The organism is Sphingobacterium sp. UBA3549 (assembly GCF_002376635.1).
Lineage (GTDB): Bacteria > Bacteroidota > Bacteroidia > Sphingobacteriales > Sphingobacteriaceae > Sphingobacterium.
Genome location: NZ_DFOE01000005.1, coordinates 1 through 15,606, shown reverse-complemented (window position 1 = coordinate 15,606; position 15,606 = coordinate 1). Strand labels below are relative to the sequence as shown.

The 15,606-nt window shown below is 38.6% G+C and carries 12 protein-coding genes, 1 tRNA gene and 1 pseudogene; 12 read left to right on the top strand and 2 right to left on the bottom strand.

Annotation, left to right across the window (positions count from 1 at the left end; translation table 11 throughout):
- Position 1: 1 nt before the first annotated feature.
- The 5 genes from B2W36_RS03000 (at position 2) to gap (ending at position 6,375) form a co-directional block, all read left to right on the top strand.
- On the top strand, positions 2-3,040 hold the full coding sequence (locus B2W36_RS03000) for an AAA family ATPase (RefSeq protein WP_293884577.1): 3,039 nt from the start codon (positions 2-4) through the stop codon (positions 3,038-3,040).
- Between the two features lie 79 nt (positions 3,041-3,119).
- Positions 3,120-3,317 carry a hypothetical protein gene (locus B2W36_RS02995; protein WP_293886435.1) on the top strand — a complete coding sequence of 66 codons (198 nt, stop codon included), beginning with the start codon at positions 3,120-3,122 and terminating at the stop codon, positions 3,315-3,317.
- Between the two features lie 99 nt (positions 3,318-3,416).
- Entirely contained in the window at positions 3,417-4,511 is a 1,095-nt protein-coding gene (locus tag B2W36_RS02990) for an AI-2E family transporter (protein ID WP_293884576.1), read from the top strand.
- A gap of 229 nt (positions 4,512-4,740) precedes the next feature.
- Positions 4,741-5,346 carry a TlpA family protein disulfide reductase gene (locus B2W36_RS02985; protein ID WP_293886434.1) on the top strand — a complete coding sequence of 202 codons (606 nt, stop codon included), beginning with the start codon at positions 4,741-4,743 and terminating at the stop codon, positions 5,344-5,346.
- 6 nt (positions 5,347-5,352) lie between these two features.
- The gene (gene gap, locus B2W36_RS02980) at positions 5,353-6,375 is read left to right on the top strand and encodes a type I glyceraldehyde-3-phosphate dehydrogenase (protein ID WP_293884574.1); all 1,023 of its coding nucleotides are present in this window, start codon (positions 5,353-5,355) and stop codon (positions 6,373-6,375) included.
- 102 nt (positions 6,376-6,477) lie between these two features.
- Here gap and B2W36_RS02975 read toward each other — a convergent pair whose 3' ends face one another.
- Both B2W36_RS02975 and B2W36_RS02970 read right to left on the bottom strand, forming a co-directional pair.
- Positions 6,478-7,263, bottom strand: a complete 786-nt coding sequence (locus B2W36_RS02975; protein ID WP_293886433.1) for a TIGR02757 family protein — start codon at positions 7,261-7,263, stop codon at positions 6,478-6,480.
- A 2-nt stretch (positions 7,264-7,265) separates the two neighbouring features.
- Positions 7,266-8,300 (bottom strand): quinone-dependent dihydroorotate dehydrogenase, encoded by a 1,035-nt coding sequence (locus B2W36_RS02970; RefSeq protein ID WP_293884572.1) that lies wholly within the window; start codon positions 8,298-8,300, stop codon positions 7,266-7,268.
- 60 nt (positions 8,301-8,360) lie between these two features.
- Here B2W36_RS02970 and B2W36_RS02965 point away from each other — a divergent pair, with 60 nt between their 5' ends.
- The 7 genes and pseudogenes from B2W36_RS02965 to msrB all read left to right on the top strand — a co-directional run bounded on the left by B2W36_RS02965 (position 8,361) and on the right by msrB (position 15,586).
- Complete coding sequence (locus B2W36_RS02965) at positions 8,361-10,280, top strand: ABC-F family ATP-binding cassette domain-containing protein (RefSeq protein ID WP_293886432.1); 1,920 nt, start codon at positions 8,361-8,363, stop codon at positions 10,278-10,280.
- 131 nt (positions 10,281-10,411) lie between these two features.
- A tRNA-Lys gene (locus B2W36_RS02960) sits at positions 10,412-10,484 on the top strand.
- 96 nt (positions 10,485-10,580) lie between these two features.
- Complete coding sequence (locus B2W36_RS02955; RefSeq protein WP_293886431.1) at positions 10,581-10,880, top strand: hypothetical protein; 300 nt, start codon at positions 10,581-10,583, stop codon at positions 10,878-10,880.
- A gap of 227 nt (positions 10,881-11,107) precedes the next feature.
- Positions 11,108-12,688 (top strand): discoidin domain-containing protein, encoded by a 1,581-nt coding sequence (locus tag B2W36_RS02950; RefSeq protein ID WP_293884569.1) that lies wholly within the window; start codon positions 11,108-11,110, stop codon positions 12,686-12,688.
- Positions 12,689-12,876: 188 nt separating this feature from the next.
- Positions 12,877-14,190, top strand: coding sequence for a sensor histidine kinase (locus B2W36_RS02945; protein WP_293884568.1), 1,314 nt, complete (start codon positions 12,877-12,879; stop codon positions 14,188-14,190).
- 292 nt (positions 14,191-14,482) lie between these two features.
- Positions 14,483-15,058, top strand: a pseudogene (gene msrA, locus B2W36_RS22575) (peptide-methionine (S)-S-oxide reductase MsrA); the annotation flags it as partial.
- 63 nt (positions 15,059-15,121) lie between these two features.
- Positions 15,122-15,586 carry a peptide-methionine (R)-S-oxide reductase MsrB gene (msrB, locus tag B2W36_RS22570; protein ID WP_349676355.1) on the top strand — a complete coding sequence of 155 codons (465 nt, stop codon included), beginning with the start codon at positions 15,122-15,124 and terminating at the stop codon, positions 15,584-15,586.
- Positions 15,587-15,606: the final 20 nt, after the last annotated feature.

Genomic DNA, 15,606 nt, shown 5'->3' with positions numbered 1-15,606 from the left:
CATGATTCCATTAAAGCTAACACTAGAGGGCATCTATTCCTATCAGGATCGCCAGACGATCGATTTTACCGCACTTTCCGAAGCTGGACTTTTTGGTATTTTCGGCGCAGTGGGCTCTGGTAAATCGTCTATATTAGAAGCTATTACTTATGCGTTATATGGGGAAACAGAACGTTTGAATGCACGCGACAAACGTGGATATAACATGATGAATCTCAAGTCAAATAAGTCATATATTGAACTTGATTTTGTCAATTTTGAAGAACGCACATTTAAAGTTACTCGCGAATTTAAACGCAACTCCAAAAACTTCGATGACGTAAAATCGCCAACTGTCGTGCTCTATGAGAAATTAAATGAAACATGGGTTCCATTAGAAAGCAGTAATACACAACAAATAATAGGACTACGCTATGAGAACTTCAAAAGAACAATCATCATTCCACAAGGACAATTCAAGGAATTTATAGAACTTGGCGCCAGGGAACGCACAGATATGATGAAAGAGATTTTTCAATTGCATCGGTTTGACCTACAGGATAAAGTTTCTACGTTATATAAGAAAAATCAATCCGAATTAGATCACTTGAACGGTCAATTATCGGGATTTGAGGAGATCACTTCAGATCTTGTAACAGCCACCAGCGAAAAGTTACAGGCTGAACTTCAATCTTTCGCATCCATAGAATCTTCGCATAAATTACAGCATGAAAAATTCATGCAGCTCCAAAAACTTAAAGCGGATTTCATTGAATTGAACCGGACGAAATTACGTTACGAAGAATTACTTGAACAGAAAGGACAAAAAGAGAATTTAAGGCTACAATTAAATCAGTTTGAGGAGGCCCAGACCAAATTTTTACACAGTCTCAAGTCCAAAGAAAAATTAGATCTTGAAAAGGGATCAACGCAAAGAAAATTGGCGAACGAAGAAGTAAAAAAAACAGAAATACAACAGCTTCTACAGGAGCATCAATCTCGTTTAAATATATTAAAACCAAGGTATGAACTACTACCGCAACGTCGTATTCAGGAATTAGATCTTGAATTGATACAGCAATTGATTACCTTTTCCAATGAAATTAAAGGCTTGCAAGATCGCGCAGAGAAAGGGCGTCATTTTGTCGAAGAAGCGAAAAAACAACAAGTACATTATAAAGCAAAAATCCTGGGAACTGAAAGTGAAATTTCGAATTTAAAGCGTGCTAAACCTTCGCCGCATGAATTGATGGAATTAGGCCAATGGTATACTAGACAACAGGGGATAAAACAACAAGAAAACGATCTTAATAAGCAATTGGTCGATTTAGAAAACAATGCCAGCGAAATTAGACGAGAATTACAAAATTTCAGCGGCAACCTAGAAGAATTTCAATCAACCCATGCCCATGTTGTTCAGGAATTGGAACAAAAGCTCAATAAACTACAGGATGAAAGGGCGCATCTGCTTTTACAGCAGCGGCTAACACAATATGCTAAAAATTTGAAAGAAGGGTCGCCTTGCCCCCTATGTGGTGCAATTGAACATCCCATGGTCAACCATGGGCAGGATATTTCGCTTGAAATCCTTGCTCATGAAAAATTAATGACCGACACGAATGAACTCCTAAAACTAAAACAGGATCAAAAATTCCAAGTGGACAAACTTCTTCTTCGTTTGCAATCCTTGACAGATCAAAAACACGAACTGAATACGAAAATTCAATTGCATAAGTCCATAAAAATGGCGCATTTCAATGAATTTGTATGGACAGGCTACAGCAGCACAGATGAATCTATCTATGCTTCCAAAAAACAGGAGCTTTCCAAAATTGAAACCCTAATCCAGGCCCTCGAAAATAAGCTTGCAGATGATCAGACTGCTTTAGCTTCTGTAGAGGATAATCTGGAGAAATACAACAAGGCCCTGGGGCAATTTGAACGCGACGAAGTAAGCAAGCAAGCACAGATCAATCAAAATATTGGAAATTTAAAACTGCTCAGCTGGTTCGATTACCAATCGAAAGACGCCCAAACTGTCGAAGAAGAATACAACACGATCAAAAACTCAAATATTACGGTAGAAAAAGAGTTTGTTGCGATAAACGATAAGTTAAGCGAGTTAAACAGTCAATTCGCAGGGCAAAATAGCGTGGTGAATGCCATCTCGGAACGACTTCAAACAATTAAAAGTGAAATTCTGGAAGTTGACGGCACGTTGCAGCAGCATCTTTTAGCCTCGCCGTTTAACGCTATCGAGGAGGTTAAGCAGATACTTGCCCAAAATTTACCCGTACAGCAGATCCGACTTGAGCTGGAGCAGTTTCAAATTGATTTTGAAACTGTAAAGGCGCAGATTGCTCAACTGGAACACAAGCTTGCTGGTCAAGTGTATGAAGAAACAATCTTTATTGAACAAGAAAAGGCGCTGGAGGAAAGCGCTCGACAATTGAAAGAAAGTACTGAAAATGTGGCCAAGCTGAGACAGGAACTCAACCAATTGATGATTTCTTACGCTAAAAAAGAGACGCTTCTGCAGCAACAAATGAAGCTAAACGTCCGTAATGAAAATTTGAAACAGCTTTTCAATCTATTTAAAGGTGCCGGTTTTGTACAGTATGTTTCTTCAATTTATCTACGTCAATTGTGCGACCACGCCAATATTCGTTTTCACCGTATGACACGAAATCAACTTAGTCTACAGATCAACGAAAACAATGAGTTTGAGATTATAGATTATTTGAATGAAGGGAAGAGCCGTAGTGTAAAAACCTTATCCGGCGGCCAGGCTTTTCAAGTATCGCTAAGCTTGGCGCTCGCGCTCGCGGAAAGCGTACAGTCGAGTACGAGAGCGAGCAAAAACTTTTTCTTTATTGATGAAGGTTTTGGGACACAAGACACCGCTTCAGTCAATATTGTTTTTGAAACCCTGTTAGAGCTACGCCGCGAAAATCGTATTGTAGGGATCATTTCCCATGTTGAGGAGCTTAAAGAACGAATTCCGATATCCCTTTCCATAGAAAAAGATGAAGAGCGCGGTAGTCAAATTTTTATTAATTAAGATCAAAAGTTATTTTGTATATTAGTTATTGCGGTCATATCCGTTACAGAAAGGCCGCAATAACTAATATACAAAGATTATGGGCTTATTTTCAAACAGCAAAAAAGGAAAAGGGTCTCATCCTTTTTTTCATAAGGGAAGCAAGACGAACAGCAATAATTTCCAATCTGGAAGCGGTTCCGATTCCCCGCACATTCCGCAGTCCATGCTATTTATCAAGCACTATGATATCCTGACTATCTTAAGAGAGATTCTTATGCCGCACAACCAAAACTAAGATTTGAAAAAAAGAAGTTTAATTTAACATTGTAAAACTTTTCTAAAGAAATATTGTCATACGATAAAATAGGTCAAAGACAGTATATTTGTCAACTATATGAAATATAAACAAATCAACAATAACTCCATTAATCAAATTATGCTTATCCTTATCATCCTAGCGATATGCATATTAATCTTTACGAGCTTATTTTATTATTTACCCGGTTTTTTAGGAGCGATAACGCTGTACATTCTATTTAGAAAAATCAACTATAAGCTTACCGAAGAAAAAAGATGGAATAAGTCGGCGGCAAGTATTCTCTTAATCTTACTGACAATTGTTTTTTTGGTTGGCCCGCTTTATCTGCTAATCAACTACATGGTACCCCAGGTTACAGAAGTCATTAGCAACAAAGACGAACTGATGCAGAAATTCGATTCTGTAAAGAGCTATTTAAAATCCAGTCCCTACTTCAGTAATATTGACCTTTCAGATTCTGCATTAATGCAAACACTCCAGCGAGCAGCTAAATTTATCCCCAACATCCTTAATTCCGTCGCAGAGGTTGGAGTCAACTTACTGGTCGCATTATTTGTACTTTATTTTATGCTTGTAAGCAGCAAGAAGCTGGAAGAAACTATTTATCACGCCATTCCGTTTACCAAAGCTAGTAAGGCTGAGTTATGGAAAGAATTCGATATGATGGTCAAATCCAACGCTATTGGTATTCCAATTTTAGCCATGTGTCAAGGTATTGTTGCCGGGCTTGGCTATTGGTTTTTTGGGTTGGAAAGCCCTATTTTCTTAGGAATATTAACGGCTGTCTCCACGATAATACCGATTTTGGGAACAATGGTGGTCTATTTACCAGCTGCACTATTTCTACTCGCCAATGGGCAATCCGGAAGTGCTATAGGTCTTGCTTTGTATGGAATCATTATTATAGGAAGTATAGATAATGTTCTCCGCTTTACCATTTTAAAAAAGCTGGGTGATGTACACCCCCTAATTACGGTATTTGGTGTCTTACTTGGGTTAAATCTGTTCGGTATGCTGGGATTAATATTTGGTCCTTTAATTCTATCCTGTGTTGGCGTACTTCTCAAAGTTTACAGTATCGAATTCGGAAAAAGCGCACCAGAAATTATTCAGTCAACGTCCTTAATAGAACCTAAGTCCATAGGTGACAAACCAGATATCATCGAATAAGCAAGGCTAGGCGGATCGCAGTGTATCTATCGAAGTGTATCTAACGATCAAACTCGATATCCAGTAAACTGTCATAAATGAAATTGTAAAGTATAAAATCCGCTTTTTTTCATAGTTTTGGTTCGTTAATGTATTCGAGTATCGCTGATTTTATTTAAAAATCTGATATTGGATGCAAACGAAAGAAAAGATCAAATCATTGATACTGATTTAAAAGCAAATGTAATCTATGAACAAAAAAATAGTTTTAGGAGTAACAGCGGTATTCATGGCTGGAATCCTTTACTCATGTGGCGATAACAACAAAACAAAAACTGACGGTACAACAATGCCTACACAAGAGGCTGCTGCAGAAAATCATGACCATGCGGGACATGATCACGGGCAGACGGCCCCTACCCAATCTTCCGAACCAGCTGCAATTCTCCCTAATTTTACTTTTTATCAACTTCGCTCCGGGATAAGAGTTACGAACGAGAATGTCGCCAAAGACAAGAATACCGTATTTATTCTTTTTGATCCGGGCTGTAGCCACTGTCAGCATGAGGCTATCGAGTTAGAAAAAAACATGGATCGTTTAAAAGATGTAAATATCTATTATATCTCAATGAATGACCCGGCGTTAGTATTGGGCTTTTTTGACAGTTTTGCTCCAAAATTATCCAAAGCATCGAATGTTGAAGTATTGATCGATAAAGACCAGACGTTTATTCAAAAAATCCATGTGCCGACACAATTCCCAGCGAATTATGTTTATGGAGCGGATGGAAAGCTGAAAGCACATTGGGAGGGCGAAAAAAATATCAATGAAGCAATAAGCCAATTTCATAAATAATCTAAAATGCTCAACATAGCAATCAACGGATTCGGTCGTATCGGCAGAAATACATTGCGTAATATTTTTCTTCGCGGAGCTTGTGATGAGCTAAAAATCATTGCAATAAATGATTTGACAGATACAAAGACGCTTGCCCATTTATTTAAATATGATTCGGTGCACGGCCCTTTTTACGGCACTGTGTCCCACGATGAAAATCACATCATTATCAATGGCAAAGCTATCCTTGTTACCAATCAAAAAGATCCTTCGACGCTACCGTGGAGAGAATTAGGTATCGATGTTGTGATAGAATCAACAGGGCATTTTACGACACGTGCCAAGTCAGCTTTACATTTAGAAGCAGGTGCAAAAAAAGTAATTATCTCAGCACCGGCACAAGACAAGGATATTCCGACAGTGGTACTCGGCATCAATGATCGGACTATCGATCTTTCGGCATCCATTTTATCCAATGCCTCTTGCACGACCAATAATGTTGCTCCCTTAGTAAAAATTTTAGATGACCATTGGGGCATAAAAGATGGCTATATTACCACGGTGCACTCCATGACGGGCGATCAAAATCTTCATGATGCACCACATAAAGATTTACGGAGAGCGCGAGCAGCGTCATCTGCAATCATTCCAACAACAACAGGTGCGGCCAAAGCAATCACCAACGTTTTTCCCCATTTACAGAATAAGCTCGGCGGCGCTGGAATACGTGTACCCGTACTAAATGGATCATTAACGGACTTTACTTGCACCCTTGAAAAACACACCACAGTTGAAGAAATTAATAAGGCCTTTCGATGGGCAGCCGAAAATGAATTGAAGGAAGTGCTGTATTACACAGAGGATCCAATCGTTTCAGTTGATATTATCAATAACCCATATTCCTGTGTTTTTGATGCTCAACTTACTTCTATTGTTGGGGGCTTGGTCAAAGTGGTGGGTTGGTACGATAATGAATTTGGTTATTCCAATCGATTGGTTGATTTACTGATTAAGATCGATCATTTAAATGAAAAGTCTTTTGCCTAAATGAACTGCTGTCCGCTATACTGATTAAAGACAGCGATTCTGATTTATTTGATGAGAAGTGGCATATAATAAGAAAGCCTGTATTAAATACAGGCTTTCTTATTATAGCTCCCTTTCTACTCCCAGACCAAATAAGGCAAAATCATATTTGACGGGATCCAAAGGATCAAGTAAACGTAGGTTTGTTGTTAACTCCTGCGCTGTATTCCAATTGACTTTATCAAGTGTAATCAAACCAAATTTTCGCGCTACACGCTCCACATGAACATCACAAGGGCAGATCAGATCTTTTGGTGAAAGGCGCTTCCAGATACCAAAATCAACGCCTTTGTCATCCTGCCTAACCATCCAACGTAAAAACATATTAATCCTTTTAACGGTAGATTTCTGTGCTGGACTACTTATATGCTTACGTGTGCGATAGGGATAGTCCGGCAGTGAAAAAAAATACATTTTAAATGCATTAAGCGCCAGTTCCACATCAATACGCTTATTGTGCTCCTGTCCTACCAGAAAAGCATCTTCCAAAGATTCAAAATGACCATAATGATATTTGAAAAATTCAATGAAGTAAAGAATATCCGTGTCCTTAAATGTACGGTGTTTAAACCCCAGCAAACTTTTTAGATCTTGCTCTTGATGATTCATAATATAGTCGTACGGTGAACCATCCATTCGATCAATAAGCTCCTTGCATTTATTGATGATCGTCTTCCTTTGGCCCCAAGCCATAATTGAAGCCAGGAAACCCATGATCTCAATATCCTGCTTGGCAGAAAATTGATGTGGAATAACTATCGGGTCATTGGGTATAAAATTAGGTTGGTTATATTCCTCAACTTTCTTATCCAAAAAATCTTTCAGATCAAAATCAGCTGCCATCGTCATTATTACCTTCCTGTCTGCAGTATACCCTTACAAATATTGGCGATCAAACCAGGTCCTTCATAAATAAAGCCCGTGTAAACCTGAACAAGGCTAGCACCTGCATCTAATTTTTCAATTGCATCTTTAGCCGAATGAATCCCACCAACACCAATAATTGGAAAAGCCTTATTCGATTTTTGACTTAGGTACCGAATAACTTCCGTAGATCTTTTGGTCAAAGGACGGCCGCTCACTCCACCCGCTTCCTGTCTTAATGCCGTTGCACTCTTTAATCCATCTCTTGAGACGGTGGTATTGGTTGCAATAACGCCAGCAATCTGCGTTTCCATAACAATCTCCACGATATCATCCAATTGACTATTTGTTAAATCGGGAGCGATTTTAAGTAGAATAGGCTTCGGAGTTAATTTGTTGTTATTCAATTCCTGCAAGGTGTTTAGGATGTGTTTTAGCGGATCCTTTTCCTGTAAATCGCGTAGACCAGGCGTGTTGGGAGAACTGACGTTTACGACAAAATAATCCACATGCTCAAATAGTGCATTGAAACAATAGATATAATCATTGACTGCGTCTTCATTAGGCGTAAGTTTATTCTTCCCGATATTCCCTCCAATCAATAACCCCTGACGATCTGTCAAGTTTTTTAATCTATTCGCAGCGACATCAGCCCCCTGATTGTTGAATCCCATCCTATTGATCAGGGCCTCATCCGGTACCAGACGAAACATTCTAGGTTTATCATTACCGGGTTGCGGTTTAGGAGTTACTGTTCCAATTTCAATAAAACCAAATCCCAAATTAGCCATATCAGCGATATACTCCGCATTTTTATCAAATCCTGCTGCAAGACCTACGGGGTTTTTAAACTTCAACCCAAAAACTTCGCGCTCCAAACGTGGATCTTCGACTTTAAAAAAAGCATTCAATAGTTGTTTTGCACCCCAAATTTTTGAGAAAACATTTAATCCTCCGGTCACTTTGTGGTGAGCCGTCTCGGGATTCATCGTAAAGAATATAGGCTTGACTAATTTATACATAATCGCAAAGTTACTCAAACAAGAAGAAATATTCATTACTTTTGTACTTTTGCAGTTGAAATGATATCAATAAATAATTTAACATTTGAAATAGGATCTCGCGCCCTATATGATGAAGCAAACTGGCATATCAAACCAGGAGATAAAGTTGGCCTGATCGGCGCTAATGGTACAGGTAAATCTACTTTGCTTCGGCTTATTGTAGGTCAATACACACCGACATCAGGATCGATTTCTATGGCGAAAGATCTGAAGATTGGCTATTTAAACCAGGATTTATTATCTTACCATTCTGAAAAAAGCATTTTGCATGTTGCAATGGAAGCTTTCGAACGCCAAAATCAATTACATACCGAAATCGAAGAGTTACTTAGTAAATTAGAAACAGACTACTCCGATGATATTCTGAATAAATTGAGTGATAAACAGGTAGAATTCGAAGCCCTAGATGGGTATAATATTGAATTTAAAGCTCATGAAATTCTAGCGGGTCTTGGCTTTTCTGAAGCAGAGCAAAAAAGACCGCTAGCTACGTTCTCCGGGGGTTGGCGAATGCGGGTCATGCTAGCCCGTATCCTTTTACAGACTCCGGATATTTTATTGCTCGATGAGCCTACCAACCACATGGACTTACCGTCGATTAAATGGCTTGAAAACTATCTTCAGGCGTTCGATGGTGCCATTGTGATTGTTTCCCATGATAGATATTTTCTAGACCGTATCATCAAGAAAACGGTCGAATCGCGTAAAGGGAAATTAACACTTTACGCAGGTAACTACAGTTTTTACCTTGAAGAAAAAGAACTACGAAATGAACTTCAGGCTAATCAATTCAAAAACCAACAGGCAAAAATAAAACAGGAAGAACGCTTAATTGAGCGCTTTCGAGCCAAGGCATCGAAAGCAAAAATGGCTCAGTCACGCATCAAGGCTTTGGATCGCATGGAAAGAATTGACGACGTGGATGATGATAACCCAACTGTAAACTTTAGTTTTAAATTTTCAAAACCTTCTGGTCGCCATGTCGTTACTTTGGAAAATATCTCCAAGTCCTACCCTAACCTAGAGATATTAAAAAACACCTCAGCAATTATTGAAAAGGGTGATAAAATCGCTTTAATCGGTGCCAATGGTAAAGGTAAATCGACACTATTACGCATTGTGGCTGACGCGGATCACGAGTTTGAAGGAAAGGCAGAGCAAGGCCATAATGTGTCGCAAACATTTTTTGCGCAGCACCAGCTTGAGGCCTTACACCTGGAGAATTCCATCCTTGCAGAATTACAAGCCTTTGCACCAAAACATACAGAGACTGAATTACGTTCTATCCTAGGCTGTTTTCTTTTTACAGGTGATGATGCCTTCAAGAAAATTAAAGTCCTTTCTGGAGGCGAGAAATCACGTGTGGCACTTGCTAAAGCTTTAACGGCAGATGCCAACTTCTTGGCACTCGATGAGCCTACCAACCATTTGGATATGCAGTCGGTCAACATTCTGATCCAGGCTTTACAACAATACGAAGGCACATTTATTGTCGTATCCCACGACCGTTATTTCTTGGATAATGTCGCGAATAAAATCTGGTACATAGAAGATAAACAAATCAAAGAATACCCCGGTACGTACCAGGAATATGAAGAATGGGCGGCAAAACGGATCGTCAAACCTGAAGGTAAGACGGAGAAGAAAGCCAAGGAAGAACCGAAAGCAAAGAAAGAAAAGCAACCGCTTACGGAAGATAAAACGCGTTTATTGAGCAAAAAGAATAAAGAACTCACATCATTTGAACAAAAAATAGAAGAACAGGAAATTTTGGTCAAAACATTAGAGTCAAAGCTTGCCGATGAAGCGGTTTATTCGGATGCCGCTAAATTACAGGACACTACGCGCTTATATAACTCGGCGAAAGCAGTATTGATACAATTTCAGGAAAGCTGGGAACAGTTGGCAGAAGAAATCATGGATTTAGAAAACGATTAATTTTTTCGACTTAAAATCAGGTTATTATCTGTTTAAACGTGATTTTAATCCAAAAACATTTGCAGGAATAGGATTAAAGCCCTACTTTTGCATCACTTCAAACAACGAACAATAGTTCTAAAACGAAGTACGATTCCGTAGCTCAGCTGGTAGAGCAATACACTTTTAATGTATGGGTCCTGGGTTCGAATCCCAGCGGGATCACAAACAAAAGCTAATCTTTCGATTAGCTTTTGTTGTTTTAATACTTTAACGCTCGAAATATAAGTCGGTCGGGTTGGAATAATAAAAAATACTGATATGTTAGACTTTTACACAATAGCGGATTATCAGATGAAACCAGATTTCCCCGAAAAAATAGGGCTAGAATTTGCTGGACAACTCGACTTCAAAACTTTCAACAGACTTCAGCAAAAAGGAATAATTGCTCAGCAGTTTGACTATCATACGGACTTCAGGCTCGATACCGTTATGACCAAACAGATTCTTCAACTTATTTCCGATAAGAGATTAGAAATGGATGCTGACGTTAAGCGATTAACCCCGATTCTCGACCTCGCAAATAGCAAGCAAAGTGGCCTGGTTGCCTATAGTGATTAAAATCTATCCTGAAAACTTACTACCAAGTAAATAGCTCAATTTCTGTCCCATTTTTTTTAAATCCCTGGTTAAGTCAATTCATTGAGAGAAATTTAAAATGTTACAAAACAATTCTCAAACTTGACTAATCAATCGATTGACTAAACTGATTGTACCAAAACTTCAATTTCTTACACCGAAATAAAAGACCTTTCATTTATATTTATTGATACACAATATAAACCATTATGAGAAAATTTTTAAATCTAATAGTAGCTTCCCTCGCTCTGCTTACTGCGTCTTGTAGCAAAACTTTGATAAACACAACAGAGAGCGTCGGCACTCTAAAAGCAAAAAACTCAACAGCAACCGTGATCAACGAGTGGAATAGCAACCCTTACAAACTGAACGTGATCTATTTCGTTCCCAATGATGTGGATTCTATTCCCAATTTCCGAAAACGTTTAAGCAGAATTCTATTGAATGCGCAAAATATGTTTGCCAATAATATGGACCGTGAGGGATTTAGCCGAAAATCTTTTGGTTTAGATCTAGTCAATGACACGCTAATAAATATTCATTACATTACTGGGCAATTTGGAAAAGCAACTTACCCTTATTCTGGGGGCAACGGAGCAGTAAAAACTGAGGTAGATGCCTATTTTGGTCAAAATCCATTAGCAAAGAAGAGCGAACATAACCTGATTATTATTCCGACTTACAACACCGATCCTGCAAATCCAGGCGGCCCTCCATTCTATGGTACGGGTACTAGTTGTTACGCATTGGACTATGTAAATCTTGACGCTAAAAATTTGGGAATTGGCGGCGATATTGGGTGGAAGGCAACGGTATGGATTGGTGGTATGATTCACGAATTGGGTCATGGCTTGAATGCCAGCCACAACAGAATGAATAAGACATTGGCACCAACTTTAGGCACAGCCTTAATGGGCTCAGGAAATTCCACGTATGGAATCTCAACAACCTCCCTGACAAGTAGCACTGCCGCGACATTTAATAATAGTCAAGTATTCAGTTCTGTGACTAGAAGTGATTGGTATGCATCTGCATCAGCAGAAATTATATCTTTGTCTTCGAGCTTTACAAACAATACAATTATCATATCCGGAAAATTTACAGCGAACAAGCCTGTCAATGATATTGTTGTTTGGCATGATAGAGAACCCTTCGGTGGGAACAACGATTATGATGCCGTACAGTGGGCGACAAAAATCATCGGTCAGGATAGCTTTAGATTCGAATGTCCACTCGCTGATTTTTATGACCTCACAGGCAATTATGAAATGAGAATTGGCTTTATGCACATCAATGGTGTTCGTACAACCATACGTTACGCCTATAACTTTACCAACAATATCCCCGATCTATCCAAAGTTGTTACTTATAAACTATTGCCTACGACAGGTTGGTCCATCGTCGGAAGCGACAGCAATGAGCCTGGATCAACAGCGAGTAATGTCCTGGATATGAACCGAAGCACTGTTTGGCATACCCCATGGTCATCAACCCAAACACCCCAACCACATTTCTTCTCCGTGAATATGGGAGATCTACGCACTATTAAGGGGCTTGCATTTCGTAATCGCGATAATTTAAATGGAGCAATGAAAGATGTCAATATCTATTCAAGTGTAAACGGTACGACCTGGACCCTAATCAAAACAGCACAATTGACAAAAGTTTCAGGTTCTTGGATTAATGTCGATCTCAACGAATCAATTAGCACGCGTTATCTTAAAATAGAATCTACCAGCTCTTGGGGCGATTTCTTCTATTCGCATCTTGCTGATTTTGGGGCGTATTAAGAATGGCTGAAAAATTACCATCACAAGATTAATTATTAACAGCGGCTAGATTAAGGATTATCTGCAATCAATATGGGAGACAAATAGCGTAGTATAGAAACAATGAAATATTGAAAAATCATTGTTGAACTCCTGATTTATGTTAATTTTGAATATTAAGACATTATAAGTTAATCCGACGCGTCTTTATGAATAAATTTCGTAAATATTGGAAGCTATTTTCCCATATTGGTGCACATCCGGGCATGTCATACATCGATTTCAAACGCGTGTACATGATCAATCTGATTGCATTGTTATGTTTATTTCCAACAATTTTCTTTGCAATCCTTAATCTTATCGATCAACGCTATATTTTATCTGCGATTAATTTTTCCAATTCAACATGTGCCTTTGCTGTGCTTGTCCTCCAATATTACGGTAAATACAACATCGCTAAGGCCACATTGTTAACAACTAATTCTGTATTTTACTTCGCAGGAGCTTTGCTCTATAGAAACGGCGGAGAATATTTTCTATTGTGCACATTGATCGTCGCGATGTTGATGTATGAAAACCGAAAGATTCATATAGTCCATTGTATTACGATAGCTTTTCTAATTTCACTTTTATATCTGCTACCCGATATACTTCCACTAAGCCAGCAAGTTCCGCGATCAAGATCTGTGTTCAATATTATCAATGCGCTTGCTTTTATCGTCGTTGCGGTCAACTTTTTTCTTGATATCATCTATAAGAATATGAAAAAGATCGAGCAGCAGCGCCTTAATTTAGAATCTATGAATCGCGACAAGGAAAAAATATTTTCGATTATTGCTCACGACATCAAAAGCCCTTTTGCCAACCTTGAAGCACTGGTATTTATGTTCCGTAACCAAATGCTAGACAGTACCACGTCACAGGAATATATTCAGCAAATCTATCAACAGATCGCGCAACAGAATCAGACGTTAGATGAACTACTGCAATGGGGCAGCAGCAATATGCAAGGCATGAATTGTAGCACATCAAAACTATTGATTAAACCCATTATCCAACACATTATTAAAAGCTTCAATGATAATGCGCAAGCTAAACATCTCAAAATCAACTTGGATATACCTCCAGATACACAAATAATTGCCAATAGAGATCATACGACAATCATTTTGCGCAACTTGATCAGTAATGCGATAAAATTTAGTTATGTTAATGGGAATATCAACATTTACATTAGTGTGGACGATCTCTATACACATATCCATATTCAGGATGAAGGTATAGGTATAAATCCGTTGAAATCTGCCGCGCTATTTAATGAGATTCAGCAAAAGTCCTTTGGAACAGAACATGAACCTGGATCGGGTGTTGGACTTGTATTGTGCAAAGATCTGATTGAGAGAAATAAGGGCATTGTAAACATTCAAAGCACACCTAATGAAGGATCCATTTTTAGCGTAGGACTACCCTCCTCTCCAGTTCATATTACCCAAACTAAGGTAGAATTACCCTCATGCTGTTAGTAGAAAAACTAACTGCTTAGAAGGGAATACGGCATACACTTCGAACGTCGATAAGAACCAACATCGACGATGTAATTGAAATGACCTGCCAACTATGCTGCGAGTAAATCTATTCTTTACTATCATTTTGTCAGATTTTAGCGTGAATTGATATGCTTAGTCTTACAATTGTAAAAAGAGCACATAGAATCTATACAAATGAAAATCCAATAATATACTACTACATACAGGTACGGTCTTTGTTCACTATAAGTAACAGACAATTTTGTTTCACAGCTTACGACTCATATTCATGAAACACTTCATAACCCTCCTTACGATAGCCTTTGGTGTATTTCTAATTGTTAAGGTGTGTTATTCGCAAAAGGGGAATGATTTAAAATTGACAAAACAGATAACTATGAATACTATAAATCAAACAGATCACGTAATTTATTTCGCAGGCGGTTGTTTTTGGGGAACCGAACATTTTTTTAAACAAGTCCGTGGCGTTACCGAAACCGAGGTTGGCTATGCCAATGGAAACCTTCAAAATCCTTCTTATACACAAGTTTCCACTGGAACAACTGGCTTTACTGAAACCGTTAAGGTGAACTACGATCCTCAAATTGTAGATCTCAACCTACTAATCGACCTTTTCTTCAAAACGATCGATCCCACTTCACTGAACAAACAGGGTAATGATATTGGCACACAATATCGCACGGGTATATATTATACCAATACAAGTGACGCCCCTATTATCAAAGAACGCGTAGCCGCACTTGCAAGTCAATATCCAAAAGAAATAGTCGTAGAAGTAGAGCCTTTACAGAATTTTTATGATGCTGAAGCCTACCATCAAAAATATCTGGACAAAAACCCTGGCGGTTACTGCCACATAAGCCCTGATTTATTTGAGCTGGCTCGCAAAGCAAATCCGCAAAAAGTGATACAGGACAACGAAAAACCCTACAAAAAAGCTGATAAAGAGACGCTAAAAAAAGTACTTACACCATTGCAATATGATGTGACACAAAATGCCGCGACTGAACGTGCATTCGATAATGAATATAATGACGAATTTAGAGAAGGTATCTATGTAGATATTACCACTGGCGAACCACTATTTGTTTCTACTGATAAATTTGAATCTGGATGCGGATGGCCGAGCTTTTCCAAGCCAATCAGTGATAGTATTATTGACGAGCTATCTGACAATTCTTACGGAATGCGCAGAACTGAGGTCCGTAGCAAAACGGGAGATGCACATCTTGGACACGTTTTCAATGATGGTCCGGCTGATAAAGGAGGATTAAGATATTGTATAAACAGTGCTTCACTCCGATTTATTCCAAAGGATAAAATGAAAGAAGAAGGCTATGAGAAATATCTGCCACTGCTGGTAAAAAAATGAGACTGTCTCAAAATGACAGT

Excerpts from the sequence above, each read along its gene's own strand:
- gap (WP_293884574.1), top strand. The coding sequence starts at position 5,353 with ATGCTCAACATAGCAATCAACGGATTCGGTCGTATCGGCAGAAATACA.
- B2W36_RS02965 (WP_293886432.1), top strand. The coding sequence starts at position 8,361 with ATGATATCAATAAATAATTTAACATTTGAAATAGGATCTCGCGCCCTA.
- B2W36_RS03000 (WP_293884577.1), top strand. The coding sequence starts at position 2 with ATGATTCCATTAAAGCTAACACTAGAGGGCATCTATTCCTATCAGGAT.
- B2W36_RS02970 (WP_293884572.1), bottom strand. The coding sequence starts at position 8,300 with ATGTATAAATTAGTCAAGCCTATATTCTTTACGATGAATCCCGAGACG.
- B2W36_RS02985 (WP_293886434.1), top strand. The coding sequence starts at position 4,741 with ATGAACAAAAAAATAGTTTTAGGAGTAACAGCGGTATTCATGGCTGGA.
- B2W36_RS02990 (WP_293884576.1), top strand. The coding sequence starts at position 3,417 with ATGAAATATAAACAAATCAACAATAACTCCATTAATCAAATTATGCTT.
- B2W36_RS02945 (WP_293884568.1), top strand. The coding sequence starts at position 12,877 with ATGAATAAATTTCGTAAATATTGGAAGCTATTTTCCCATATTGGTGCA.
- B2W36_RS02950 (WP_293884569.1), top strand. The coding sequence starts at position 11,108 with ATGAGAAAATTTTTAAATCTAATAGTAGCTTCCCTCGCTCTGCTTACT.
- B2W36_RS02955 (WP_293886431.1), top strand. The coding sequence starts at position 10,581 with ATGTTAGACTTTTACACAATAGCGGATTATCAGATGAAACCAGATTTC.
- B2W36_RS02995 (WP_293886435.1), top strand. The coding sequence starts at position 3,120 with ATGGGCTTATTTTCAAACAGCAAAAAAGGAAAAGGGTCTCATCCTTTT.
- B2W36_RS02975 (WP_293886433.1), bottom strand. The coding sequence starts at position 7,263 with ATGACGATGGCAGCTGATTTTGATCTGAAAGATTTTTTGGATAAGAAA.